At 50.6% G+C, this 25,774-nt stretch carries 17 protein-coding genes; 6 read left to right on the forward strand and 11 right to left on the reverse strand.

All coding sequences use genetic code 11. The features are described 5' to 3' along the window. Window positions 1-100: 100 nt before the first annotated feature. The 4 genes from ols to ftsH all read right to left on the reverse strand — a co-directional run bounded on the left by ols (window position 101) and on the right by ftsH (window position 11,497). Window positions 101-8,266: a fatty-acyl-[ACP] elongase/decarboxylase Ols gene (gene ols, locus AWQ23_RS05985; RefSeq protein ID WP_062433466.1), complete on the reverse strand. Its 8,166-nt coding sequence runs from the start codon at window positions 8,264-8,266 to the stop codon at window positions 101-103. Window positions 8,267-8,462: 196 nt separating this feature from the next. Beyond that, the gene (locus AWQ23_RS05990) at window positions 8,463-9,362 is read right to left on the reverse strand and encodes an alpha/beta fold hydrolase (RefSeq protein ID WP_062433470.1); all 900 of its coding nucleotides are present in this window, start codon (window positions 9,360-9,362) and stop codon (window positions 8,463-8,465) included. 39 nt (window positions 9,363-9,401) lie between these two features. Next, on the reverse strand, window positions 9,402-9,644 hold the full coding sequence (gene yidD, locus AWQ23_RS05995) for a membrane protein insertion efficiency factor YidD (protein WP_062433472.1): 243 nt from the start codon (window positions 9,642-9,644) through the stop codon (window positions 9,402-9,404). Between the two features lie 5 nt (window positions 9,645-9,649). Beyond that, on the reverse strand, window positions 9,650-11,497 hold the full coding sequence (gene ftsH, locus AWQ23_RS06000; protein ID WP_315862673.1) for an ATP-dependent zinc metalloprotease FtsH: 1,848 nt from the start codon (window positions 11,495-11,497) through the stop codon (window positions 9,650-9,652). Between the two features lie 557 nt (window positions 11,498-12,054). Here ftsH and AWQ23_RS06005 point away from each other — a divergent pair. Together AWQ23_RS06005 and AWQ23_RS06010 are read left to right on the forward strand one after the other, a co-directional pair. Then, on the forward strand, window positions 12,055-13,692 hold the full coding sequence (locus tag AWQ23_RS06005) for a mechanosensitive ion channel family protein (protein ID WP_062433478.1): 1,638 nt from the start codon (window positions 12,055-12,057) through the stop codon (window positions 13,690-13,692). An 83-nt stretch (window positions 13,693-13,775) separates the two neighbouring features. Next, window positions 13,776-15,077 carry a DUF3747 domain-containing protein gene (locus tag AWQ23_RS06010; protein ID WP_062433481.1) on the forward strand — a complete coding sequence of 434 codons (1,302 nt, stop codon included), beginning with the start codon at window positions 13,776-13,778 and terminating at the stop codon, window positions 15,075-15,077. 102 nt (window positions 15,078-15,179) lie between these two features. On the opposite strand, the gene AWQ23_RS06015 is transcribed toward AWQ23_RS06010, so the two are convergent. The 4 genes from AWQ23_RS06015 to AWQ23_RS06030 form a co-directional block, all read right to left on the reverse strand. Then, window positions 15,180-15,827: a hypothetical protein gene (locus AWQ23_RS06015; RefSeq protein ID WP_062433484.1), complete on the reverse strand. Its 648-nt coding sequence runs from the start codon at window positions 15,825-15,827 to the stop codon at window positions 15,180-15,182. 255 nt (window positions 15,828-16,082) lie between these two features. Beyond that, the gene (locus tag AWQ23_RS06020; protein ID WP_012306802.1) at window positions 16,083-16,436 is read right to left on the reverse strand and encodes a DUF1257 domain-containing protein; all 354 of its coding nucleotides are present in this window, start codon (window positions 16,434-16,436) and stop codon (window positions 16,083-16,085) included. 125 nt (window positions 16,437-16,561) lie between these two features. Next, entirely contained in the window at window positions 16,562-18,061 is a 1,500-nt protein-coding gene (locus tag AWQ23_RS06025; RefSeq protein ID WP_062433487.1) for an AAA family ATPase, read from the reverse strand. A 103-nt stretch (window positions 18,062-18,164) separates the two neighbouring features. Then, a complete protein-coding gene (locus AWQ23_RS06030; protein ID WP_030006276.1) occupies window positions 18,165-18,503 on the reverse strand; it encodes a hypothetical protein in 339 nt (112 codons plus the stop codon). 248 nt (window positions 18,504-18,751) lie between these two features. On the opposite strand from AWQ23_RS06030, the gene AWQ23_RS06035 reads away from it, so the two are divergent. Then, window positions 18,752-20,050: an FIST N-terminal domain-containing protein gene (locus AWQ23_RS06035; protein WP_012306805.1), complete on the forward strand. Its 1,299-nt coding sequence runs from the start codon at window positions 18,752-18,754 to the stop codon at window positions 20,048-20,050. A gap of 12 nt (window positions 20,051-20,062) precedes the next feature. On the opposite strand, the gene AWQ23_RS06040 is transcribed toward AWQ23_RS06035, so the two are convergent. Further along, entirely contained in the window at window positions 20,063-21,253 is a 1,191-nt protein-coding gene (locus tag AWQ23_RS06040; RefSeq protein WP_062433489.1) for a class I SAM-dependent rRNA methyltransferase, read from the reverse strand. 139 nt (window positions 21,254-21,392) lie between these two features. Here AWQ23_RS06040 and AWQ23_RS06045 point away from each other — a divergent pair, with 139 nt between their 5' ends. From AWQ23_RS06045 to AWQ23_RS06055, 3 genes are all read left to right on the forward strand, one after another. After that, window positions 21,393-21,653 (forward strand): AbrB/MazE/SpoVT family DNA-binding domain-containing protein, encoded by a 261-nt coding sequence (locus tag AWQ23_RS06045; protein WP_030006279.1) that lies wholly within the window; start codon window positions 21,393-21,395, stop codon window positions 21,651-21,653. Then, window positions 21,647-21,970 (forward strand): type II toxin-antitoxin system PemK/MazF family toxin, encoded by a 324-nt coding sequence (locus AWQ23_RS06050; protein WP_315862674.1) that lies wholly within the window; start codon window positions 21,647-21,649, stop codon window positions 21,968-21,970. The genes AWQ23_RS06045 and AWQ23_RS06050 overlap by 7 nt, the downstream gene beginning before the upstream one ends. Before the next feature lie 308 nt (window positions 21,971-22,278). Next, window positions 22,279-23,721: a sodium/glutamate symporter gene (locus AWQ23_RS06055; protein WP_062433493.1), complete on the forward strand. Its 1,443-nt coding sequence runs from the start codon at window positions 22,279-22,281 to the stop codon at window positions 23,719-23,721. Window positions 23,722-23,729: 8 nt separating this feature from the next. Here the strand turns inward: AWQ23_RS06055 and AWQ23_RS06060 are convergent, their stop codons facing one another. Further along, a complete protein-coding gene (locus AWQ23_RS06060; RefSeq protein ID WP_157072196.1) occupies window positions 23,730-24,305 on the reverse strand; it encodes a hypothetical protein in 576 nt (191 codons plus the stop codon). A gap of 319 nt (window positions 24,306-24,624) precedes the next feature. Next, on the reverse strand, window positions 24,625-25,593 hold the full coding sequence (locus AWQ23_RS06065; RefSeq protein ID WP_062433496.1) for an integron integrase: 969 nt from the start codon (window positions 25,591-25,593) through the stop codon (window positions 24,625-24,627). Window positions 25,594-25,774: the final 181 nt, after the last annotated feature.

Here is a 25,774-nt window from a genome sequence, read left to right on the forward strand (position 1 = left end):
CGGATGATCCCGTGGGGTTGTGTGGGAATCTCGGTCAAGGTTCCACAGATGTTTAGGATCTAATATTTACGGGTTTTCGGACTGCACTTTGCAATATTTTTTATTGTGTTTTGGGTATAGGAGTCTGGAGTTGTTGATAAACAATTTGGGTGATCGCCTGGGGATTCTCAAAATGGAGATTATGGCCGCCGGCAACCGTCAAGCGTTGGGCCTGGGGGAGAGCCGCTTGGATCGCCTGGAGATCAGCGGGGCGGTTAAATTCACTCTGATCGCCATAGATGAGGGTGATCGGCGCTTGGATATCTTTGAGTAGGGCGAGATAACGTCGCCGGCTAATGCCATTAAATTCGATGCCCGCCCGGGTACGGAGGAAGGCATCCCAACGCCATTGCACCCCTTTTTCGACGGGTTTGGTGCTGCGCTGGGTGAGGAACGCCGAGAGGTCTTTGGGGAGTTGGGGCGTGGCTTGGCGGAGGCGGCGGGCGGCCACTTCTAAGCTGGGGAAGGTCGGGTGCTGGGGGGGCGCGGCGAGGTAATCGAGATGGGTCGTCAGGTGATTACCGGTTTCAGCGTCGTCAATGTCGTTGGGAACAATGGTTTCAACGAGGATCAACTTTTCTACCTGGGTTTGGCGAATGCCTGCATACATGGCACCGATGATGGAACCCATGGAGTGGCCCACCAAGGTAAAGGGGCGATCGCCTAATTGTTTGGCAAGGGCATCTACGTCAGCCAAAAAATCGAGCATGCTGTAGGACTGGGCATGGGCGGATTTGCCGTGACCACGCAGGTCTGGGGCCACAACCCAATAGCCCTGGGCCGCCAACTGGGGGGCGATGAGTTGCCAGGAGGCCCCCTGTTCGAGGATGCCGTGGAGAAGTAGCACTAATGGTTGGTGGCGATCGCCCCACTCACAGAGACAGGTTTCTAAACCGCGCACTGTCACGAACCGCTCAGCCATGGGGGGCAGGGATTGGGTCTGGGTCGTTAGCTGGGGTTCCTGGGGGAGATCGTAAACAAACGTTTCGGCCAACTGGATCGTATCCGGCTGGAGAGCAGCGGGCAGGGTAATTGAGCGCCACTTGTCGGCAAGGGCCGGATCAATGGTTTTGTGCTGGAGGAAATTGGGATCCCCGACGCCCATGGATTGTTGGTGGAGGCCATCGGTGAGGCGATCGCCGCTGTAGGGATTAAGGAGCGCTTCGTCAAAATCAACCCCCAGGAAATCACAAATATTTGTCAAAACTTTGCGGGGGTCACGAACGAGATCTTCGTAAATCACCTGGAGATATCGATCCGCAGCGACCATGTGACCCAGGTCTAGAATATTGCGGTTACTGGTGCGCCAAATGGACTCCGCGAGGGCGTAGGGATTTTGCTGCTCGGCCCCCAGCAGTTTATCCATCCGCAATCGGGTAAAGGATTCAATCACCGCGTAGGGATGGCGTACCAGATGGATATATTTGGCCTGGTCAAAGAGGATTTCGCTGTGGTCTAGAATATGGCGATCGCTGCCGTAGCTGGGAGATTTGTCAATGAGCACACGCTGTCCCGCTTGCCGTTGGAGATAGGCATAGATTTCGGCAATGGGTGTATCCGCTTCGACCCACTGGTTGACCTTCGCCTGGCTTGCCTCTGGGGTGAGGTTTTCTAGATCCATTAAGGCCCGTTGTAACCCTTCCCCAAGGTGGGATAGACCCAATTCCTGGTGGCGATCGCCCATGGTTTCAAAGGGGAGCAAATGCAGCTCTGGCGGCGAATATAGCCCCGGATGTCCGGCCAACATCACCCGCAGTAACGTCGAACCCGACCGGGGGCTAGAGAGGATAAAGGCAATGGGATTCGGGTTTTTGTGGTCAGGTTTTTGCCACTGTTTTTTCGTTTTGACCGAAAGGCTTTGGGAGGGAATCGCTGCTGCCGCCGTTGCTGCTTCGGGATCGTGGGCCTTGGTGAATTCCGCCGCTAGATAGGCCGTCAACACATCAAGTCTGGGCCGTTCATAGATTTCCCTGGGGTACAACATCAGTTGTAAATCCTGCTTGAGGCTGGCGATCGTCTCCATGATCATCAGCGAATCCATGCCCAGATCCAACAGGCTATCGTGGCTTTGAATTTGGTCAATTTCTAACTTGAGGATTTGTGCCACAGACCGCCGCAGATAATCCAGCAGATAGTCAGCCCGTTGGGAAGCTTCTAGGTTGATCAATTTGTCAAAGATCGAGGTCCTTGGGAGCGCAGTCTCAGCAGAGGGAATAACGGCTGCAAAATAATGGGTTTTGGCAAATTCGGGAAACTGCTTGGCCAGGTTTTGCCAGTCCGGTTTAAAGACACCCATTTCACCCTGGGCGCCTAAGACTTTTTCGAGGATTGTTAATCCCTGGGATGGCGGCAGCCACGCTAAATTTTGGTTGCTGAGGGAGTTGGCCATCCCTCCTTCGGCCCAAGGCCCCCAATGGATCACCAGAGCGGGCAAACCTTGGGCTTGTCGATATTGGGCGATCGCTGTCATGCCCCGGTTCGCGGCGGCATAATTTCCCTGTCCGGGTGAGCCGAGCACCCCTGCCACAGAGGAAAACAGCACAAAAAAATCCAGATCGAGCTTTTGACTATGGCGGTGCAGATGCCATGTCCCTTTCATTTTGGCGGCGGCGACGGTCTGAAATTTTTGCCAAGTTTGTTGTTGCAGCAAACCATCGGCTAAAGTCCCGGCCGCATGGAAAATGCCTTTGATGCGAGGGTAAGTTTGAAACAGCTTTGCCACCTGGGCTTCATCAGCCAAATCGCAAGGATAAACCATCGTATTAGCAGGTAACGTCCGCTGATCCGCTGCCGGAGCGCGCCGACCGACGAGAATCACTTTTTCTGCTCCCGCAGCGGCTAACCATTGGGCAATTTTGCGGCCAATGGCCCCCAGTCCCCCAGTCACTAGATAGGTCTGTTGGGGTTGAATCTGGAGATTTTTCTGGGGCAGTGGCGGTTGCTTTTTGAGTTGTGCCCCGTAGAGTTTTTGCTGCCGCACGGCCAACTGCTGCACCTGTCTTTGTTGGCAAATCTGGGCAAAATTTGGCAGAGTTTCATCGACGTCAATAATTCCCCCCCACAATTCGGGATGTTCGAGGGAGATCGCCTGGGCGAGTCCCCATAATCCCCCTTGGGCAAATCCGGCGACCGCATCGGTTTCAAGCACCCGTTGGCTCTGGTGGGTCACGAACCAGCAGGGAACCGCAATCTTTTGTTGATACAGGGTTTGGATCAGTTGGAGGGCGAAGCCACTGGTTTGCTTTTGAATTTCATCTAGGTTTTCTGGGTCTTCCCCTGGGGGACACAGGTAAAGGATGCCTGCTAAATTTTGGGAGCCGACATGGGTAAATAAATTATCCAAGGCAGCGGCAGATACTTCCCAGGGAGCAGCCGTCGGAAAATGATTGCTTTGGCCGAGATACACCCGCTGGGCGTTTTTAAATTGGCCTTCAATGGGCTGGTGAAAATGATGGCGATCGCCCAAGATTAACCACAGCTTAGCCGACGGTTCAGGGGCCGGGGGCAAAGTGTCCAGGGGCGTCCACGCCACCTGATACAACCAATCATTGAGATCGTCAGGGGCTGGGTTCACAGATTCGGTCTCAACAGTTTGCCAAGAGCCTTGATTAAACCAATATCGTTGCCGTTGGAAGGGATAGGTGGGCAGAATCAGTTTCCGGCGGCGATCGCCAGCTTCCACGGTCTGCCAGTCAATGTTTAGCCCTTGCTCATACAGTTTGCCGAGACTGGTCAAAATTTCCGGCCAAGGCTCACTATGGGGACGTAAACTGGGCAACCAAACCGCTTCTTGTTCAGCTAAGCAATGGCGTCCCATACTCAGGAGCACTGGTTTTACGCCGATTTCGAGATAAACATTGACACCCGCTTGGGCCAGGGTTTGGATGCTCTGGACAAATTTGACGGGTTGCGAAACGTGCTTAACCCAATAGTCGGCCTGGGCAATTTCCGCTTCAATCTGGCCGCCCGTGACATTGGAAATGAGCGGGATACGCGGCGGGTGGAAGGTAATTTGTTCAGCAATTTCCCGAAACTCTGCCAGCATGGGGGCCATCAAAGGGGAGTGGAAAGCATGGGACACCTTAAGGGGTTTGGTTTTGATTCCTTGGCTTTGGAGTTTGTGAATACTGGCTTCGAGGCAGGGGGTCTTTCCTGATAGCACCAAATGGGAACCGTTTTCGGCTCCGACGGTTAAATGCTCCGATAGGTAGGGTTTAATGACGGTTTTATCGGCAAAGACCGCCGCCATACTGCCATTGCTGGGGAGGGCGTGCATCAGTTTGCCCCGGGCCGTAATTAATTTCATGCCGTCTGCCAGGGAAAATACCCCCGCCAGACAGGCCGCGACATATTCGCCGACGCTATGGCCCATGCAAAAGTCTGGCGTCACGCCCCAGCTTAACCATAGTTGGGCGATCGCATATTCAACAGCAAAAAGGAGAGGCTGGGTATAGACGGTTTCGTGGACGAGGTCAGGACTATGGTCACCGTATAACAGGTCGGTGAGGGCAGGGGCTTCGGGGGAATAGGTCTGCCAGAGGCGATCGCACTCATCCAGCACTTGCCGAAAGCGTGGACTGGTTTGGTACAGTTGTTGCCCCATGCCGTAGTATTGGGAACCTTGCCCCGTAAACAAAAAGGCAATTTTTGCGGGGGAACTGAGGCGTGGTTGGGCCAGAAAATCTTGATTGAGAGTTTGTTGTAAATCGGCGACTTGTTTAAAGACAAAAAAACGACGTTCTTTGAGGGGCGATCGCCCGGTATTGGCAGACAAACAGAGATCGCGTGGGTCAACGCTGGGATGTTGGGCCAGATAGTCTCCATAGCTTTTTTGCAGGGCATTTAAGGCCTGGGAATTTTTTGCAGACAGGGTCAGCAGATGCCAAGGGCGGTCTTGGGTAGCCGGAGGAGCAAGGGGAGATTTTTGTTGAGGATAGTCCCCCACAATCACGTGGGCATTGGTGCCACCAAACCCAAAGGAACTTACCCCAGCAAACCGTTTTTGTGACCCGCCTGACCAAGGCTGATCTTTGCTTGCAATGGTCACTAAACCGTCTAGATCAATGCGGGGATTAAGCTGCTTAAAATGCAAATGTTGGGGAATCATCCCATGCTCTAGGGACAAAATCACCTTGATTAAGCCCGCGATGCCCGCCGCTGCCTCGAGGTGACCAATGTTTGTTTTCACGGAACCCACCACACAGGGCTGTTCCCGCTGCGCCGTTTGTAAAACCGCCTTCAGAGAATTAATTTCAATGGGATCACCCAGGGGCGTGCCGGTGCCGTGGGCCTCTAGGTAAGCTAAATCGGCGGCGGTAATACCGGCTTGGGCCAGGGCTTGGCGAATAACGGCCTGTTGCGATCGCCCGTTGGGAGCCGTCAAACCGTTACTGCGTCCATCTTGATTCACCGCCGAACCGTGGATCACCGCGAGAATATTATCTCCGTCCCGTTCTGCCTGGGCCAGGGGTTTGAGGAGGACGACCCCACAACCTTCGCCCCGCACATAGCCATCAGCCCCGGCATCAAAGGTCTGGCAGCGGCCCGTTTCACTCATCATGCCCGCCTGGGTAAAGGTCTGGGTCACATCGGGAGTCAAAATCAAATTCACCCCAGCGGCGATCGCCAACTCCGATTCGCCGTTGATTAAACTTTGACAGGCCAGATGTACCGCCACCAGAGAAGAGGAACAGGCCGTATCGATGCTGAGGGAAACCCCCCGCAGATCAAGGAAGTAAGACAGACGATTCGCGGCAATACTGTGGGCGTTCCCCGTGCCCATGTAGGGGTTAATGGGATTGTTTTCCCGCACCTGCAATTGAGCATAATCACTGTTACTAATGCCGACAAAAACCCCCGTTTGGGAATGGCGTAAACTTGCGGCTGGAATATTTGCCCGTTCCAAGGCTTCCCAGGTCACTTCTAAAAGTAAGCGTTGCTGGGGATCCATTTGTTCTGCTTCCCGGGGGGAAATGCCAAAAAATTGTGGATCAAACTGATCAATATGTTCTAAAAAACCACCCCATTCTCCCGTGGCCCAACGGGTTTTGAGGGGACGAACCCCATCTTTCCCCTGGCGTAATAATTCCCAAAAAGCTTCGGGGTTGTCGGCTTGGGGAAAACGACAACTGAGACCCACCACGGCAATTTCTTTGCCCTGAATTTTCGGCACCTGTGGTATTTTCTCTAGCGCTTGATTACCCTGGACCAAAAACTGAGCCAGGGTGCGAATGGTCGGATAATCGTAGGCTAGAGTGGGGTCTAATTTTCGACCTAGCCAATCCTCTAAGTCGGCTGTGACCTGTACTGCTTGTACTGAATCCAGCCCATAACTTGCAAAGGGTTCCGTTTCGTCTAATTGTTGGGGCGTAATGCCGAGGCGATGGGCAATATTATCCTTAAGCCAGGCTTCAATTTGCTGTTGGTGCTGGTCGGGCAGGGGAAAATTCGTTGATGTTGTCGTAGAAGAGGTAACAGCTTGCGTCCCAATTCCATCTCTTTCTTTTTGGTGGCTGGGTTGCCACTCCCCAACCACAGCCAAGCTTCCGTCTAGAAAACCAGCTTTGCAGGCATGGCGACGGATCTTCCCGCTCGATGTCTTGGGAATGCTACCGGGTTTAATAAAACAAATGGCCTGGGGTTGCAGTTGATGTTCGGCGGCGATCGCCCCACGAATAGCTTGGGCTACTGCCGCGACATTTAATTTGCGGGCATATTTACGCTCAACTTCCTGGACAATGACTAACTGTTCTTCCCCGTTAACGTCTACTGATACAGCGGCTCCGGCCCCCTGTCGTAAAGCGGGATGGGCCACTTCGACGGTTAATTCAATGTCCTGGGGATAGTGGTTGCGCCCCCGGATAATCAGGAGATCCTTTAAACGGCCCGTAATATACAGTTCGCCACCTTGCAAAAAACCCAGATCGCCCGTGCGTAAAAAGCCCGTTTCTGCACCGACGTTTCCCTGGAATTGTTGCTGGGTGAGGTCTGGCTTTTGCCAATAGCCCTGGGCAACACTTTCGCCCTTAACCCATACTTCGCCAATTTCACCGACGGTACATTCTGTTAAAGCCTGGGGGTCAACAATTTTGACAATTTGGTCGCCAATCACTTCACCACTGCCGACCAAGGTCACCGTTGTTTCTGTCCCTTGGGCAGGGCGAACTTGGTTTGCTTCGATGCCCTGTTTGCTGACGATAATTTCCTGGGGAAGCTGGGCACGACCATTACCACCGGAAACGATCAGGGTGGTTTCAGCCATACCATAACAGGGATAAAATGCTGATTTTTGAAAGCCTGCTGTAGCGAAGGTTTTCGCAAAATTTTCGAGGGTCACAGCGCGGATCGGTTCGGCCCCGGAAAAAGCCAGTCGCCAACAGCTCAAATCGAGTTCTCTGATTTGTTCCGGGGTAATTTGGCTGGCACAGAGATCATAGGCAAAATTCGGCGCACCGCTGGTGGAAACCCGATAATCGTTGATCGCCTTTAGCCACCGAAAAGGTCGCTGCAAAAAGGCCACGGGAGGCATTAAAATTTGCGTTGCTCCCACATAGATGGGCTGTAAAATCCCACCGATCAAGCCCATATCATGGTAGGGCGGCAACCAGGAAACGCCCATACTCGCCTCTGTATCCTGGAATCCTTGGTTAATCAAGCCGGAGTTGTGGATCAAATTGTGGTGGGAAACCATCACTCCTTTAGGATCGCCCGTGGAGCCACTGGTGTATTGCAAAAAAGCGAGATCTGTGCCGGAAATGTTCGGTTTTTGCCAATTTTTTCCTGAAATTAATTCAACTTGATCTGTAGCCAAACAATGAAAATCCGTACCTTCTAAAGCTTCGAGGCGATCGGCAATTTTATCTTTAAGTTCTGTTGTGGTAAGGGCAAATTTTGCCTGGGCATCTTGGATAATGCTATGGAGGCGGTCAAAGGATTTATTCGGCCGTGGTGGGTAAGCTGGCACCGCAACAACACCAGCATACAAACATCCCAAAAAGGCACCGATAAACTCTAAACCCGGTGGATAAAGTAATAATGCCCGTTGCCCTTGGGCCTGGTTAGCTTGCAAAAAAGCGGCGATCGCCTGGGCTTTTTGGTCTAATTCTCCGTAGGTCAGGGCCGCAGATTCCGTTTCGCCATCAGCCAGAAAACTAAACACGGTTTTCCGTGCCTGAAGTTTAGCTCTGTACTGGAGCAGATCGACGAAATTTGCAAATTGACCAACCATGTATGCCTTAGCAACTCCTGTGAATGGAAATTCTGGACTCCGTATCCTAGCAATTTTTACGAATACCCACGGGCCATAGCCTAGTTAACCATATTAAACCGTGAGTTCCCTCCCCACGGTAAATCCTCCCAAAATCCGCCGTTCCTTCGGTTATGGAGGGCCTGGTTTCAACTGATTTGAGTGTAAAAGCCCTAGGCTACGCTGACTGTTGTCGCCCTAACCAATCGAGTAAATAGCCGTTGACTAATGCCGGAGCTTCATCCTGGGGACAATGGCCGACATTATCGAGGGGAATAAACTCAATCTGAGGATATTGGGCGACAAGGGCACGGCCCAGATCAACTGGTTCCCATGGATCGGCTGTCCCCCATAAAACTGCCGTGGGACAATGCAACTGGGGCAGCAGGTCGTCCGGGAGTGGCCCCTGGGAATAACTTGTAAAGGCCAGGAAAACCGCTGCCGCTCCTGGGTCTTGGGCGGGGGTCAGGATCAGGTTCACCAACTCGTCGGTAATCGCCGTTTTATCCCGGTAGGCCTGGGCTAAAATTTTGCGGATTGTTTTCGGCTGGGCCAATTGCTTAAAGAACAAGGAACCGAGGGGGGTTTGGGTCAAGAGTTTTTGGAAGAGGGGAACACCCCAGCGTTGATAAAAAGGTGCTTTTAAGAGATTGCGCTCATGGAACAGCCGTAGGGAAAAATTGAGTGCCACAACCCCCCGCACCCAGTGGGGATAGGACACTGCCGTTTGCATAACAACGACACAACCAATGGAATTACCAACTAGAAAAGCCGGTTCACCAATGATTTCAGCACAGAACGCCTTAATCTGGGTGGCCCAAGTTTCAAAAGTGTAGTCCGCTTCAACTTCCGGTTGGGGTTTTGCCGATTTCCCAAAGCCCAGTAAGTCGATGGCATAGCAGCGGTAATGTTCCCCTAAAACCGGAAGATTTTTGCGCCAATGACCGGCCGAGGCCCCAAAGCCATGGACGAAAAGAACGGGCGGCCCCTGGGTGCCCCACTGACGATAGTTAATATTGAAGCCGTGCCATTGCCAGCTGTAATCGGTATGGGGATGAGCGGGGGAAGTAATGGTCATAGTGAGCGATGGATAAAACCGAAATGGAGAACAAATGTCCTAGGGCATGTTGTCTAAATCGTGATGGCAAAGATGGGGCACCGGATCATAACCCCCAGGGTGAAACGGGTGACAGCGGCCAAGGCGCTTCAGGGCGAGCCAACTGCCCCGGAGTACACCAAAGCGTTCCACGGCTTCGAGGGCATATTGGGAACAGGTGGGCTGAAAGCGACAACTAGGGGGGAATAGGGGGGAAATCCAGCGACGGTAGCCTTTGATGCTCCAGAGGATTAAGCTTTTCATGGCATTTAGGCAACGGAAGCGGTTTTTTGGAGGTCGATGGTTTGACCAAGGGCTTCGTTAACGAGACGACTAAAGTCTTCGCCTTCGATGGTTTCTTCTTCGATGAGACGATCCACCAGACGATCGACAAGTTGACGATTGTCCCGAATAATTTGCTTGGCAGTTTCGTAGCACTCGTTGATAATTTCGCGCACCTTGAGGTCAATGCGCTGGGCGATCGCCTCGGAATATTCAGGCCGCTCCCCAAACCAATCATTTCTGAGGAAAACTTCACCCCGATTGGTTTCTAGGGCAAAGTGACCCAGTTCTGACATCCCAAACTTTGTCACCATTTGACGGGCAATGTTCGTGAGCATTTGGATATCCTGGGAGGCTCCAGAGGTGATTTCATCGTAGCCAAAGACAATATCCTCGGCGGCGCGTCCCCCCAGGGCCACAGCGATTTGGGCGCGGAATTGGGCTTTGGTGGTCAGACCCTGTTCTTCGTTGGGGGTAAACCAGGTTAAACCTTGGGCGCGGCCCCGGGGAATAATGGTGACTTTCTGGAGGGGATCGTGGTCTTTGAGGATGGTGCCAACAATGGCATGGCCCACTTCGTGGTAGGCAATGAGACGTTTACTTTTGCCATCGGTGAGGGCTGTTCCCTCCATCCCTGCTACGACCCGATCAATGGCGTCATTGATTTCGCTAGTGGTAATTGCTTCCTTGCGACGGCGGGCGGTGAAAATGGCGGCTTCGTTAAGTAAATTCGCTAGATCTGCCCCCGAAAAACCAGGGGTGCGCCGGGCGATCGCCTCTAGATCAACATCCTCAGCGACTTTTTTATCTTGGGCATGGACTTCGAGGATCGCTAAACGCCCCAAACGGTCTGGATAATCCACAGTCACCTGGCGATCAAAGCGGCCGGGACGCAGGAGGGCTTGATCTAAGACATCAGGGCGGTTGGTGGCGGCGATCACAATAATTCCGGAATTTCCTTCAAAACCATCCATTTCTGTGAGCAATTGGTTTAGGGTCTGCTCCCGCTCATCGTTTCCCCCACCAATGCCTGCGCCCCGTTGGCGACCGACCGCATCAATTTCATCGATAAAAACAAGACAGGGAGCGTTTTCCTGGGCCTTGCGGAAGAGATCTCGCACCCGTGACGCGCCAACCCCCACGAACATTTCCACAAATTCAGAGCCGGAAATACTAAAAAATGGCACCCCAGCTTCCCCGGCGATCGCCTTTGCTAAGAGCGTTTTACCCGTCCCCGGTGGGCCAATGAGGAGCATTCCTCTGGGGATCTTCGCACCAATTGCCGTAAATTTATTCGGTTCTTTTAAGAAAGTGACCACTTCGGCGAGTTCTTCCTTGGCTTCCTCGACCCCAGCCACATCCTTAAACATGATCCCCGTTTCCGCTTCCATCTGAAAACGCGCCTTAGAGCGACCAAAGTTCATGGCGTTATTCTGCATACTGGCCGAGCGGCGAATAATCAGTACTAGTCCCCCGATCAGAATCCCAAAAAGCAGGAGATTGGTAAAAATGGCGATCGCCACCGAATGATCCTGGGAAGGCACCACCTCAAAGTCAACGTTATTTTCCCGGAGAGCGGCGAGGAGTTCTTGGTTATTGTTGAGGAGCTGGATGGTCTGAGCTTCTTCCTCAGTTTGCCCCCGGAGCGTGACCTGGGCCGTATTGGTTTCTGGATCGAGGACGAAGCGATCCACCTGGTCTTGCCGGATATCCTGGAGCAGCTCTCCGTAGTTTAAGGTCTCTGTTGACTCCGTTGGTGCTGTCGATTCTGTCTGGGCGATCGTCGCCGTTCCCCCTCCCCACAGTAAGGCTTGGCTCAAAAGAAAATTAGCCATCCCAGCTCGCCACTTAAAACGAGGTTTGGCCTGATGCTTCTGCTTGCTCGGAAGGAGGTGACGATAGTGCTTCATATTTCGGAGGGACAACGACAGAGAAACTGTTCTTATTCTAGAGTTTTCCTTTCCTAATCGGGGTGCTTCCCTTGGTTTTACGCCAAAATCTCCCTCTGTTTCCCGCAAATTTCCTCACCCAAAAGCCGTTACTAATAGCCGCTTAATCACCATGGCAAGGAGTAAATTGAATCTTGATCACAGAAAACAACTCCGACTCTATCCACAGTGATTTTTTGGCTGAACTTTCACCACCCCAAAAAAGTTTAGATCGTGACTCGCATTGCGATCCCAGGCGATGGTTTAGCTTGATCTTTGGAGCGTTAAGGAAAAAAATGATGGTTGCTGCCCGTTGGTAAATACAGTAGGTTAATTTTTTTTGTAATTTATTTTTGGGCTGCGGTATGGGATGGTGTTTTTGCTAAGTTGAAGCCGAGATTGTTAAAAAAAAGAACTAACCGCAATCTCGAATTTCAGTCAAAAACGGTGCAAAGACAGAAAACATGAATGGGATCCTCCTCGATCTTGGTGTGGTGATCGCCGAGATTATTCTCTTTTTAATCGCGATCACTGTGGGACAATTTTTAATTATTTTGACCCTGAAACGTCTAGCCCAATGGGTGCCAGAAAAACAAGGACAAAATCCCCTAAATTTAACCCAAAAAATCCTTAATAAATCCCTCTTCGTCATTAAGATCACCGGGGCCATAATCATTGCTGCCTTAAATGGTTATTTATTCCTTCAACAAAAATCCCCTTACCTTTATCTCCTTGATTTAATTAACGGCATCTCTCCGGAACAGTGGCAAAGGCTCGCCCTCGGTTTATTAAAAAGTGTTTTACTTCTGTTGCTCGTGAGTTTAATGATCGCTTCTCTGCGGCCACGCTTGAAACGGGCTGGCGATCGCCTCAAAGCTTGGAAAAATATCGAAGGCAATAACCACAGCTTAGATACGCTCTTTAAGGCCATTGATTTGGCGATCGCCAATGGTCTTTGGATTTTGGCCCTGGTGGTGTGCCTCAATTTTTTGTTTGTCCCTCCGAGCATTACCCAATATTTTTATCTCGCGATCAAAGTTTATTTTTTGCTTTGCTTTGGGATCATTGCTGTGCGGGCATCGTTTTCTTTGCTGGATACTTTAGATGGTTTATCAACGGAATTTATTGCCAAACATCCCCGGTCTCCCCTGCGATTTTACCCCCGGTTTCGTTATTTATTGGGCCTCACAAAACGTTGTTTAGAAACGGGCATTTATCTGGCGATCGCCGGAGTGATTTGTGCCCAATTTCCCCTCCTCGATCACATTGCCCCCTATGCGATCCCGGCGAATCAAATTATCCTGATTATTTTTATTGCGGCCCTGGTGATCGAACTAAGCAATATCATTGTCGAAAAATTATTACTGCGATCGCCAAACCTTAGTCCTGTCCAACAACGCCGTCGTTTAACCTTTATTCCCCTGGTGCAAAACACCGTACGCTACTGCATTTATTTTGTGAGTGGCGTTTCAATTCTCTATGTCTTTGACATTGACCCGACACCGATCCTCGCCGGGGCCGGGATCTTGGGTTTGGCGGTGGGGCTTGGGGCGCAAAATTTAATCAATGACCTCGTCAATGGCTTTTCCATTTTGTTGCAAAATTACTACCTTGTCGGTGATTTTGTCGAAACGGATAATGCCACAGGCCTTGTCGAAGAAATGGATCTGCGGGTCACACGCATCCGCGATACAGGGGGACGGCTACATATCATCCGCAATGGCGACATCAAGACCATTGTGAATTACTCCAAAGATTATGTGTATTCGGTGGTTTATGTTGGGGTCGCTTACGACTCAGATTTAGACCATGTGTATCAGGTTCTAGGGGATGTGGGCCACCAAATTCAAGGCTTACACCCTGATGTGCTCGAACCGACCCGCATTGATGGCCTCGATAACTTTGCCGAATCTGAACTCACCATCCGCACGGTTACCAAGGTGAAACCAGGAAAACATCTACCGGTGCAGCGTCTCCTGCGGAAGTTAATTAAAGAAGCCTTCGACCGCGAACAAATTGAAATTCCCTTTGCCCGCCGTGTACTCATCTTCAAGAATGAAGCCCCTGGCCTCGATTCACTTCGAGATTCGGAAAATATGTAAGACTTTTGTAATAGCTGGGCTCAAAATAGGCGAAATTCAGTCTAATGGGAGCAGTAGTTGTCTAAAATCCAAGATTATTTGTCATGTCTAAAGCTGCCTTATCCGGAAAAATGTTGGCGATCGCCCTTGCAACCCTCAGTAGTGTTGTACCCTTGGGACGCGCCCAAGCCCAAACTGTTTTTGGAGAAGCAGAGATCAACCCCGAATCCATGGCGGCGATCGCCGTCCCCCTCAGTAACGGTGGCTACAACCTCCTCGTGGTCGAACAGCTCGAACGGGAAGACCGCAAAGAATGTTGGGCCGAAAGCGGCGCGAATCCGACCAGCATTGATCCCCTGCTGCTGAACTTTGACTTTACTGGCTATTGTCGCCGCAGCACCGATAGTAATGGCTACTCCATGCGGATCAATGGGCAAGATTTTGGTCAGAGCCACCTATTGCGCATCACTCCCTTCGAAAATGAAATTTTGTTGGTCGCCACTCCCAAAGATAACGATCAAGAAGAAATTGTCATTGGCCGCAGTAATGGCCTCACCGAAGGCTTCCTTAAGTTCAACCTCCTCCCCGGTTGGGAATTTACCCGCCGTACCTTTGAAGAGCGACCCCTGGGCCACTTTTACTTTTCTAACGAGGGCCGCCAGTTCGCCATCCTTAAAAAACCCACCATTGATGACTTAGTTGCGGGCATCACGCAGAGTTCAATTGTGACGGTCGATAGTCTCCCCGGTCTGGCAATCTCCCCACCAGAAATTACAAATCCCTCTGAAACGCCTGATCCCGGCAGTACAGTGGCCCAATTTACTGATATTAGTGGTGATATTTACCGTAACGAAATTGCCCAAGCGGTGAATGTCGGTTTTATCGCTGGTTTTAACGACAATACCTTCCGCCCCACCGATGTCCTGACCCGCGAACAGTTGGTTTCCATGGCCATTGAAGGTCTCCAAGCTCTTCCCAATGCTTCCCTGGCTGTGCCCACCCAAGTTGCGAATGCCCCCTATCCTGATGTGGCTGCCGACCGTTGGAGTGCGGCGAAAATTACCTGGGCCCAAGCGAACAATATTGTCAGTGGCTATCCCGATGGGACTTTCCAACCCACTCAACCCGTCACCCGGGCCGAACTGTTAGCTGTTCTCCGTCGCACCGCAGAATATGCCAAGGCCGCCCAAGGTCAACCAATGACCCTCGTGGCTACCAATGGCCCCATTGCTTTTAGTGATACGGCGGGTCACTGGGCCAATGATTTGGCTGCCCAGATGTCTACTTACTGTCGCGTCGCTTCTCCTTTGAATGAAAGTGGCGATCGCTTTTTCCCCGATACTGCCTCCCAACGGAACTATGCCGCCGCTGCCACCCTCCGGACACTCCAATGTAGCGTGCGATAAATTTTCCCTTTAAATCTTGGCCATAAAAAGACCATAAAAAAATAGCCCTGGTGTTTATCCATCGGGGCTATTGCTATATCAGGCTTTTACCAACCGAAAAGTTTAGATAGGCGTAATATTGACAGAATCAAAAAATGCGTTGGCTTCTGGACTATCCACGCGATCGCCTTCCGTCACCATCAAAATCTGGTGGAGGGTGGGACCGTTGGGATCGATGTAGATTTCAGCGCGGGTGGTATAAACTTCGCCATTATCCTGGGCGGCGTTCATCACCAGTTTTTTCCCCGGAATCCCAAACTTATCACTCGGCTCATCGGAAACAATCGTTGAACCTGAGTTGCTGGCCGCCCCTTCCTTGGCCGCTTCAAGTCCCTGGGCCGCATCATATTGATCAGGAGAAACCGGATACGTAACACTACTCACCATAAAAAATTGCGTGTTGGCGTCGTCCGCGTAGGAAGTCATCGTGAACTGTAGTTCACCCAGATCAGAGGGAGTTGTTTGACTTTCCGTTTGAGGCGTACCTGGAAATTTAACTGCGAGTTTGCCATTTTCCGTTTGGAAATCAACCCAATCCGCCGTCAAATTTTCGGCAGGTGCTTGTCCTGTTGAAGTGTCAGTGTTTGTTGTTGTCTCTCCACCACTCGTGGCGTCTTCCCCTCCTGGGACATTTACACTAATTAGGCCACAACCAAAAAGTGCTGTCTGAAGCGTTGCTACACTCAAAAAAAGTAAAAATTTAGATTTCATAAAATTTTAGACCAACATTTTAAATTGAGCCCGTGACCTTCTCCATGCCAAAAATAATGAGGCACAAAACGATGGGCCGCTTTCTGCAATCCTAAACATTTAGACTAAGGAGATGCACTTCTTTTAATGTTACTTAATTGAGTCTCGCTGCTGAAATATTGATCTACCCTCAGACCCTAGCACAAGACCCAATGAAAAAGGGCTGATCTCTGCGATGAGATCAACCCTAGCTCTTCGTGGGAACGCATTTAGTCGTTACTTTTGCAATACCAGTTTGACGTTCGCATTGTTGAGACCACGTTGCTTAACTTCAGCGAGGGTCTTGTTGATGGCGTACTTCTGGTTGATGGAATTGATCAGTTCAGTTTGGTTATGCTTCTTCGCGACACCCCATAGGTCGGCGATGAGGTCAAAGCTGCCGTCGGCATTGCGAGTCCAGCCGAGGTCATAATCGCCTTCGAGAGTAGCCACGATGTCTGCTTGAATCTGTTGGCCGTTGTAGCCACGAACTGCAGCATCGGTATTCACAGAAATTCCGAGGTCTTGCAGGGAAGTCTTGAGAACTGCGGCATCGGTGATTTTAGTGCGGAGAGTGCTAAAATGGGACATTGGAATAATTCTCCAAAAACAACAACATTTGAGTTTTTTTGTGTAAAGACCACTAATAAAGTGGTTTTTTAAATGCCAACAAGCTGGGAATCTTGTTGACCTTAATCCGGGACAGATTAAGCCTGTTAGAACTCCAATCGCTGGTATTCGGCGACGGAGGCTGAAGCAGGTCGGGCGCGCTGTCTGGCCCAATCGCGGAGACTATTGACCTGTTCAGTCATGGTGCGGGAAAGGGGCAAGGTTGCCTTGATCGCGGCGATAATGTCGAGTTGGGTAAACTCGCGATCTTGGGCAAAGGCCTCGTACATGGCGGCAATGATCGCCTGTTCGATTTCCGCACCGGAAAAACCTTCTGAAATCTTTGCCAGTTGTTCTGTATCGAAGCGATCGCCGACTGGCCGACGTTTGTGGAGATGGATATTAAAGATCGCTTCCCGTTCGCTGGGGTTGGGGAGATCCACGAAAAAGATTTCGTCGAATCGTCCTTTCCGAAGAAATTCCCCTGGTAGTCGATCCACTCGGTTCGCGGTGGCCATCACGAAGACGGGGGATTCTTTTTCTTGCATCCAGGTGAGAAACGAGCCAAAGATGCGGCTGGAGGTACCTCCATCGGAATCCGCAGATCCAGAGGAACCGGCAAAGGCTTTGTCTAATTCGTCGATAAAGAGAATCGCTGGAGAAATGGACTCGGCGGTTTTAAGGGCACTGCGGAGGTTTGCTTCGGATTTGCCTACGGTGGAGCCATCATATACTCGCCCCATATCGAGACGCAGGAGGGGAAGACCCCATAACCGAGAAGTGGTTTTAGCCAGGAGTGATTTACCACAACCCGGTACACCAAGAATCAACATTCCCTTGGGTTGGGGTAGTCCATATTTCCGCGCGGCCTCGGTAAAGGCATTGGAGCGTTGTTTAAGCCAGCGCTTGAGTTCCTCTAAGCCGCCGATGGCGTCAATGGTTTCGTCTTCTTCGATAAATTCGAGAATACCGTTACGGCGAATCAGTTGTTTTTTCTCGGAGAGGACAATTTCTACTTCCGAGGCGGTCAGTTTCTTCGCCTTAACCTGGGCCTTGCGATAGACTTTCTCGGCTTCGTCCTTGGTCAACCCCAGGGCTGCCTTGAGGAGTTTTTCTCGCACGACGGGGGAGATGGGGTGCCGGGGATTGAGGTACTGGGCGAGCACTTGATCGAGTTCGTCAAGGGTCGGGAAAGGAAAATCGAGGACAACAATGTCTTTTTCGAGTTCGAGGGGCACCTTTTGGTAGGGGGACATTAAAATGATGTGCTTCTGCTGGCCTTTGAAACTGGCGATCGCATCCCGTAACCAACGGACGGTGCTGGGATCGTCTAAAAATGGATGCAGATCTTTAAAGATAAAAATGCCAGAGTCGTTGTGGTGAATGACTTCACGAATGGCTGCCTCTGCTGAGAGGGTGCGAGTTTGGGGCTTTCGGTCGGAACCGTATTCCACCAAGCCATGGGTCATCGTCCAGACGAAAACATTTTGGTATTCGCACAGTTGCGCAATGTGGGCGATCGCCGCCTCGGCCCGTTCCTCCTCGGGGGTGATGAGGTAGATCAGGGGGTATTGAGCTTGAATGAGGGTATTGAGCTCTTCTTTCATGGGTTTAGTCCTGACGTTCTAAAAGGGGGAATTAGGCGGCACCACATCGACCAGAGTGGAGGTAAATCGGGAGAAAAATAAACGGCGATCGCCAATCGGACAGCTAGCAAGTGACTAGTTCTGCCCCATCCGCAGCACCCTTTGCACTTTGCAGATCCTGTGCAATCTCTTCATCAAGGAGTACCGTTGGCTGCCTCTTGAGGGAAACCAGTTGTCCATCCCGGAGTACCACCGCCCCTTCGCAATCAGGACAAATGTGGACACGGTGGGTCTGGCCATAGGTTTCTTGTACTTCTTCTACCACTTCAGGGTGTTGTAGATAGAAGGCCACGGCTTTTTCCACTAAAGCAGACATGGAATCTGCATCGAGGGCTGCCTTGATTTTGAGCTGACGATGGATCGCCGCAGGCAGATAGAGGGTGACTTTTTGCTTATCTTGCATACAACTAATGGAAGCTTTACCCGATGGGGTATACCGCCCTACTGTACCCAGCCCACCGGAGACCGTCAAGCTGCCATAGCGTTATGCCGTCTTTTTTGTAATATTCCGTTACATAATGCAGGCGATCGCCACTGTGAGGAAATTGCCATCTGTCTGGGGGTAGACCCTGGTTTTCTCTGGCCTTTTCCCTGTAAGCTAAAGACTTTGGGAGAATCTCAAAAACCGCAACCGATTCAAGATGTGTCAGTATGCTTAAGGCATTGTGGAAAAAATTAGGAATCACTGGGGCACAACCCGCAGTCGATACCCATCCTTTTCAGTGGCTAAATGCCCTCTCGACCCAAGCGTCCCTAGAAGGAGCCATTGATGAAGCCGTTGCCCAAATCCAAGAAAATCTCTCTGGTAGTGCAGATCTGGCCATTCTCTTCATTTCAGCCGCGTTTGCCAGCGAATATGCCCGGATCTTGCCGCTATTGACTGAAAAATTAGCTTGCAAAGTGGTGATTGGTTGTGGTGGCGTGAGTATTATTGGCACCGACGCAACCGGAGAAACCCAAGAATGTGAAGGACAACCCGCCCTTAGTTTAACGGTGGCCCATTTGCCGGATGTGGAAGTCGTGCCTTTCCATGTCACCGAGAAAGATTTACCCGATTTAGATAGCGCCCCAGACCCTTGGATCGACATTTTTGGGGTTAGTCCCGAGGCGGAACCGAATTTTATTTTGCTGGCGGATCCCTTTTCGTCGAGTATTACGGATCTGTTGGCGGGCCTTGATTTTGCCTATCCAAATGCGGCAAAGGTAGGGGGACTAACAAGCTCCGGCGGCAGAACAGCCAGCGGTTTGTTTTACTACGAAGCAGACCAAGAACCAACCCTGTTGCGGTCTGGCACAGTGGGGGTGGCTTTGGCTGGAAATATCCAGATGGAGACTGTTGTCGCCCAGGGATGTCGGCCCATCGGTGAGGTGTATCAAATTACCCAATGTGATCGCAATATCATCACGGAATTATCGGTGGCCGAGGGTGAACAGCTCCGCCATGGCTCTCCCCTACGATTTTTGCAGGAGTTGATCGCCGAGTTGGATGAAGAAGATCAAGCCCTCGCCCAGGATTCTCTCTTTATTGGCATTGCGATGGATGCCTTTAAACAAAAGCTTATCCACGGGGACTTTCTCATTCGCAACTTACTTGGGGTGGATCCCAGGGCTGGGGCGATCGCCGTGGGCGATCGCATTCGGGCGGGCCAAAGGGTACAGTTTCACCTGCGGGATGCAGAGACTTCAGCGGAAGATCTCTCGGTGCTGTTACAACAGTTCCAAGCAAATGATCCACTGGAACCTCCTTTTGGAGCCTTGATGTTTGCCTGTCTCGGTCGCGGGAAGGGACTCTATGGGGAGCCAAATTTTGATTCGACCCTCTTTTCTACGGCTTTGCCAACACCCAATTTAGGGGGATTTTTCTGCAATGGGGAAATTGGCCCCGTCGGCGATCGCACCTTTTTGCATGGCTACACCTCCGTGTTTGGGATTTTGCACCCGAAGGCATGAGTTAAATAATCGCTAAATAATGGGACTGACCTTCGCAACAACAAATTTTAAGTAGCGTCCCTCTGGAAAAGCGGCTGGCACCGGATGATCGCAGGGTTGTCCGGCCTCATGGATAATTTGCAGGTAATAATTGGCGGCGGCAGCGGCACTGGCAAGCATTTCTCGGAAGGCTTCGGGGCTGACTTGGCTGGTGCAACTGGCAGAAACCAATAATCCATTAGGGGCGACGCATTGGAGGGCGAGGGCATTGAGTTTGGTATAGGCACGGATGGCGGCAAACCGATTTTTTTTGCTTTTAGCGAAACTGGGTGGATCGAGGATTACAAGATCGAAGGTTTGTTTTGCTTGGGCGTAGCGGTTGAGAACATCAAAGCAGTCAGCGGTGACAAAGGTGTGTTTGCCTGGGTCAAAATGATTGAGGCGCACGTTGGTGTTGGCGACTTCCGCTAATTGCTTGCCCACATCGACATTGGTCACTTGGCTGGCACCACCGCGCAGGGCATAGAGAGAAAAAGCTCCAGTGTAAGAAAAACAGTTGAGAACGGTTTTATCGCGGCTAATTTCGCCAATAAATTTACGATTTTCCCGATGATCAAGGAATAGGCCTGTTTTTTGGCCCGTTTGCAAGTTTACCTGAAAGACCAGACCATGTTCGGTCACGGTAATATCGCCCTTGGGTTCCTTGCCCCAGAGCACTTGGGTTTTACTGTCTGTATCGCGATCTTCTAAATTTTCTAAATGTTTGGTGCGCCATAAAATTCCCTGTAGTGGGGCGACTTCCCGCAGCGATCGCACGAGCCAATCGAGCAGTACATTGGCCGCTTCCATATAAGTTTGCACGACGGCGTATTCCCCATAGAGATCCACCGTAATTCCCGGCAGGCGATCGCCTTCCCCAAAGAGCCAACGGTAGGCGGTGCAATTGCCTTGGCGTAGGGGTTCCCGTAAATCCCAGGCCGTTTGTACCTGCTGTTGTAACCAGCGACGATCAGGCAGATGCCGTTGGGAAAAAATTCGGACAGCAATGGGACTTTTGTTATCCCAAAGGCCGAATCCCGTCCAGTTGCCACATTTAACCCGCAACCATTCCCCCGTTTCAAAGCGGAGACTCTTCGGCAATTTATCGCAATAGATCCAAGGATGGCCTTGCACGAGATGCTTTTTCAGTTGAGGGGAAATGGTGATTTCGCGGAGTTTTGCCATGGGAATCGTAGAATGGGCAGCCTTCTATTATTGATCGTTCCCGTCGGCGATCGCCTACCACTGATTAACTGCCTTAAAATTCATTAGATAGTTTTGTGGCTACAATGTAATTACGTTTTGTCGCTAAAATCAGTCAGTCATGGGCGCAGTCATTCGAACCCGCATCGTAAAAATTGGGAATTCCCAAGGCATTCGTATTCCCAAGCTACTTTTAGAACAAAGTGGCATTGACACAGAAGTTGAAATTGAAGTGCAAGGCGACCATCTAACCATTCGCACGGCCCCCCGCTCACGCCGAGGCTGGGATGAAGCTTTTTCGGCAATGGCTCAGCGACAGGATGATATTTTGTTGGACGAAGTTAATGCTACCGATTGGGATCAAACAGAATGGGAATGGTAGCCAAACGTTTTGATGTTTTTTTGGTGAATCTCGATCCCACCGTCGGTAGTGAAATCCAAAAGACACGACCCTGTGTGATCATTTCGCCAGATGAGATGAACTGCCATATCGCGACGGTAATTGTTGCGCCAATGACAACGAAAGGAAGAGCCTATCCGACTCGTGTTACGTGTCAGTTTCAGGGTAAAAGTGGGCAAATTGTTCTGGATCAAATCCGTACAATTGATAAGTCTCGACTCGTCAAAAAGCTGGGTCAAATTAATCAAGATGAACAAAGAACAGTGCTTGAAACTTTGGCGGAGATGTTTGCTGAGTGAATTTTAGATTGTTAGCTCCGGCGGGCAATTGGGTCAGAGCGATCGCCATCTGCAAAAAGCGAGATCGTGCATGAAGTGCTGTACATCAGACAAACGCTTCTGTGGAGTTCTGTAACTCTAATTACTCCGTAATCCCAAACTTTCCCTATGATGCAAGTCAACCTACTCAGGTCAGTGAAACAGTAAGCTAGCGAACAACTCATCCATAAAATCAAGAGAAAACAGGATGAATTTTGTTGCACTCACGCTTGTCGCACAGTCTGTCACTTTCCTGGCCAGGATATTTATTTAGTGGACAAAGCGGAGTCATGTTTACGCTCAGAGACGTTTTTTTTGCCTTTATCCTAATTGCATTACTGGTTTTAGCGGGGCGGTATGTTAAGCAAAAAGTGCGCTGGATCCAGAGGCTTTATTTACCTGAATCCATTGTGGCTGGTGTATTAGCACTGCTGCTGGGGCCTCAAGTTTTGGGGGCGATCGCCACTGCTATTTCTGGGGGAACCTCGATCCTGTCAGATGGGCTTTTTTCAGAACCGATTCGCGCCGTTTGGTCACAATCGCCAGGGATCTTTATCAATATCGTTTTTGCGGCCTTGTTCCTTGGGGAGACTATTCCACGACCAAAAGACATTTGGACAAAAACGGCTCCTCAAGTCGTCTTTGGGCAAACGTTGGCCTGGGGTCAATACGTAGTGGGAATCTTGGTAACCCTGCTGATTTTGATGCCGCTATTTGGCGTAAATCCCATTGCTGCTTGCTTGATCGAAATTGGCTTTGAAGGAGGGCATGGCACCGCTGGCGGGATGGCTGAGACATTTGCAGAGCTGGGCTTTGAGGCAGGTGCAGATCTGGCCTTGGGCATTGCCACGGTGGGCATTGTTGGCGGAATTGTTGCAGGTACAGCCCTCGCGGATTGGGGCCGGCGTAAAGGCCATGTGACATCTTTTCAGAAAGCTGTAGAAGATTTAGACGGTGTGCCAGAACTGACGGAAACAGAATCCCCTGAGGTGCGCCGTCGTCGCGCCCAACTCATGCGTAATCTACTGATTGATCCTCTGTCAATCAATTTTGGCATTGTCGGCGCAGCGATTGTGATTGGTTGGCTTATTTTAGAAGCACTGGTTTGGGTGGAGTCGGTCACCTGGGGACAAACTGGGTTTGAGGTAATCTCCTATGTGCCCCTATTCCCGATGGCTCTGATTGGCGGCATCATTGTGCAGTTGGTGATGGAACGTTTGGGGTTAGCGCCTTTGATTATTCGCTCGCTGATGAGTAACATTGCGGGTTTAGCCTTGGATGTGGTGGTGGTGACAGCATTGGCATCCATTTCCCTGAGTGTAATTGGTTCCAACTTGGGTGTATTTACCATTTTGAGTGTCGTAGGCATCACTTGGAATGTGGTGATGTTTCTTTATTTCGCCCCACGCATTTTTCCGAGTCATTGGTTTGAAAAAGGAATCGGCGATATGGGTCAGTCGATGGGAGTGACGGCCACGGGAATTTTATTATTGAGAATGGTCGATCCGGAAAACCGCACCGGTGCGTTTGAGAGTTTTGCTTATAAACAATTATTCTTTGAGCCGATTGTCGGCGGCGGATTATTCACAGCGGCAGCTCCGGCGCTTGTTGTTCGATTTGGCCTGGTGCCGGTGCTATTACTCACGGGCGGGCTGTTGATTTTCTGGCTAGCGATGGGATTCTTGATTATTCGCCAAAACAAGCAGCAAAGACGGCGATCGCCTTCCCTTTGAGATTGTGTTTATTGAGGCGATCGCCCTTTCCACCATTTCACTAAGGCTTCATAAAGAGCACGATCTGCCCGGTCATCGGTATGTCCATGGTTGGAATACCCTAGATCTACGATGCGACCTTCTAGGGTGAGCCAGTGCTTTTTCCCTTTGGCGGAAACATAGCAAATGCGCGTTCGATTCACCCAGTAGGATCGTTTTGCTCCTTCTTCGCGCATTCGGTACCAAGCAATATCGGCGATCGCCTGGCGCGGTAACCACAGACAATTATGTCGCCCTAGATTATCAATCAAGCGGCCCACCAGCCCATGGGACAACAACACAATCCCGTAGCCTTCTTCTTTCCGTTTGCGCAGTCGAGAGCAATGCCAGGTACGGTAGAACGATTGGGCCAGATCCCAGGCAAGATAGGTGCAATAGCCGATCAAAACCGCCAAAACTAGAAATAATAGGAGCGTAAACCCCAATTCCGGTAAATTCTGTTGGGTTAGAGTTTGCCAAAGTCGCCCATAGCTACTGGGTTCATAGATGGCCTGAGAAATTAACGCTGGCACCAGTCCCAGAATGGGCAATGCATACATAACCATGAAGGGCAGTAAGCAGATTTGGACAAACCAATCTGTCTGTGCGCGTAAAAATCGTCCTGGTAGATAGTGGGCGCTTCCCTGGCGAAAGGCGGTTTGATAGGGTTCTGGTAATGCGGTCAGGGGATATAGCCCTGCCGGGGGAAATGAATTGGATGAAGACCTTAGTTGCTGCACAAGTCAGGCTCTGTCGCTATTGTTGGAGGAGCAGATAGCATTGAGTGTACTCTATCGTTATCCAGCTCAAGATTTCTTGTTCCGTGACTCTGTAGCCGGTTGTGACTTTTACAGGTGGCGATCGCCCTTTACCCGATCCTGCATCTTAGTCATCCAAGGGACTACGAACAGCATAACCACCCCGATTCAGGACATGGGTATAAATCATTGTTGTTTTCACATCCTTATGACCCAGAAGTTCCTGTACGGTGCGAATATCGTAACCATTTTGGAGAAGATGAGTTGCAAAACTATGGCGAAAGGTATGACAACTTACTCGTTTATCTAGCCCAGAGCGTTGCACCGCTTTTTTCAGAGCTTTTTGGATGGTACTCTCACTGAGATGATGTCGCCGCGTGACCCCAGCACGGGGATCTTGAGATAGAGTGTAAGACGGAAAAATATATTGCCAAATCCAGGTGCAATCAGCATTAGGATACTTTTTTGCGAGGGCATAGGGTAGATAGACAGAACCATAACCCCGCTCCAAATCCTGTTGATGCACTCGTCGAACAGCTTCTAAATGACTGTTGAGATTAGCTTGTACTGCATGGGGTAGCGGTGTAACCCGATCTTCATTGCCTTTCGTATCGCGGATAATCAATTGATTTTGGGCAAAATCGACATCCTTGACCCGTAAATTCAAAGCCTCCGCTAATCTCAGCCCACTGCCATACAACAACTGAACGACGAGCCGCTCAACTCCTGTTAGATGTTGCATGACTGCCTGTACTTCTGGCTTCGTGAGGACGGTCGGCAAGCGTTTGGGACGTTTAGCCCGAGCAAATTCAGAAATACCATTGATCTCGATTTCTAGCACATGCCGATAGAGGAACAATAATGCACTCAGGGCTTGATTCTGAGTCGAGGCAGCAACATTTCTCTCCACAGCCAAGTGAGTCAAAAAGGCTTGAATCTCCGCTTTGCCCATTTCACGGGGATGCCTGCCACCGTGATAACGCAGATACCGCCGAATCCAGTCCAGATAACTCTGCTCAGTGCGGTAGGAGTAATGCTTGAGACGAATGATCTCACGTACTACATCTAACAACTTACGCGGCGGTGATAGTGTCATGTAAGATTTCAAAATCTGCATAATGTCTCTGAAAAGATGTTATACGGATTTATTCTGTATAACACCCCATTTTCGGCTGTTTATGCAGAAACTTTCCATATAAAAGTAACAGAGAGGACTTTATACGGAAATCATCCGCATAATACATAGTTAGAACGCTTAAATAGTTCTAAAAGAATAA

It is taken from the genome of Picosynechococcus sp. PCC 73109, from assembly GCF_001521855.1.
Taxonomy (GTDB): Bacteria; Cyanobacteriota; Cyanobacteriia; order Cyanobacteriales; family MRBY01; genus MRBY01.

What these genes read in the sequence shown, in the direction of transcription:
- AWQ23_RS06035 (WP_012306805.1), top strand. Translation starts at nt 18,752, where the DNA reads ATGCTTAAGGCATTGTGGAAAAAATTAGGAATCACTGGGGCACAACCC.
- AWQ23_RS06045 (WP_030006279.1), top strand. Translation starts at nt 21,393, where the DNA reads ATGGGCGCAGTCATTCGAACCCGCATCGTAAAAATTGGGAATTCCCAA.
- AWQ23_RS06010 (WP_062433481.1), top strand. Translation starts at nt 13,776, where the DNA reads ATGTCTAAAGCTGCCTTATCCGGAAAAATGTTGGCGATCGCCCTTGCA.
- AWQ23_RS06040 (WP_062433489.1), bottom strand. Translation starts at nt 21,253, where the DNA reads ATGGCAAAACTCCGCGAAATCACCATTTCCCCTCAACTGAAAAAGCAT.
- AWQ23_RS06065 (WP_062433496.1), bottom strand. Translation starts at nt 25,593, where the DNA reads ATGACACTATCACCGCCGCGTAAGTTGTTAGATGTAGTACGTGAGATC.
- AWQ23_RS06055 (WP_062433493.1), top strand. Translation starts at nt 22,279, where the DNA reads ATGTTTACGCTCAGAGACGTTTTTTTTGCCTTTATCCTAATTGCATTA.
- AWQ23_RS05990 (WP_062433470.1), bottom strand. Translation starts at nt 9,362, where the DNA reads ATGACCATTACTTCCCCCGCTCATCCCCATACCGATTACAGCTGGCAA.
- AWQ23_RS06025 (WP_062433487.1), bottom strand. Translation starts at nt 18,061, where the DNA reads ATGAAAGAAGAGCTCAATACCCTCATTCAAGCTCAATACCCCCTGATC.
- ols (WP_062433466.1), bottom strand. Translation starts at nt 8,266, where the DNA reads ATGGTTGGTCAATTTGCAAATTTCGTCGATCTGCTCCAGTACAGAGCT.
- ftsH (WP_315862673.1), bottom strand. Translation starts at nt 11,497, where the DNA reads ATGGCTAATTTTCTTTTGAGCCAAGCCTTACTGTGGGGAGGGGGAACG.
- yidD (WP_062433472.1), bottom strand. Translation starts at nt 9,644, where the DNA reads ATGAAAAGCTTAATCCTCTGGAGCATCAAAGGCTACCGTCGCTGGATT.
- AWQ23_RS06020 (WP_012306802.1), bottom strand. Translation starts at nt 16,436, where the DNA reads ATGTCCCATTTTAGCACTCTCCGCACTAAAATCACCGATGCCGCAGTT.
- AWQ23_RS06015 (WP_062433484.1), bottom strand. Translation starts at nt 15,827, where the DNA reads ATGAAATCTAAATTTTTACTTTTTTTGAGTGTAGCAACGCTTCAGACA.
- AWQ23_RS06030 (WP_030006276.1), bottom strand. Translation starts at nt 18,503, where the DNA reads ATGCAAGATAAGCAAAAAGTCACCCTCTATCTGCCTGCGGCGATCCAT.
- AWQ23_RS06005 (WP_062433478.1), top strand. Translation starts at nt 12,055, where the DNA reads ATGAATGGGATCCTCCTCGATCTTGGTGTGGTGATCGCCGAGATTATT.
- AWQ23_RS06050 (WP_315862674.1), top strand. Translation starts at nt 21,647, where the DNA reads ATGGTAGCCAAACGTTTTGATGTTTTTTTGGTGAATCTCGATCCCACC.
- AWQ23_RS06060 (WP_157072196.1), bottom strand. Translation starts at nt 24,305, where the DNA reads ATGGTTATGTATGCATTGCCCATTCTGGGACTGGTGCCAGCGTTAATT.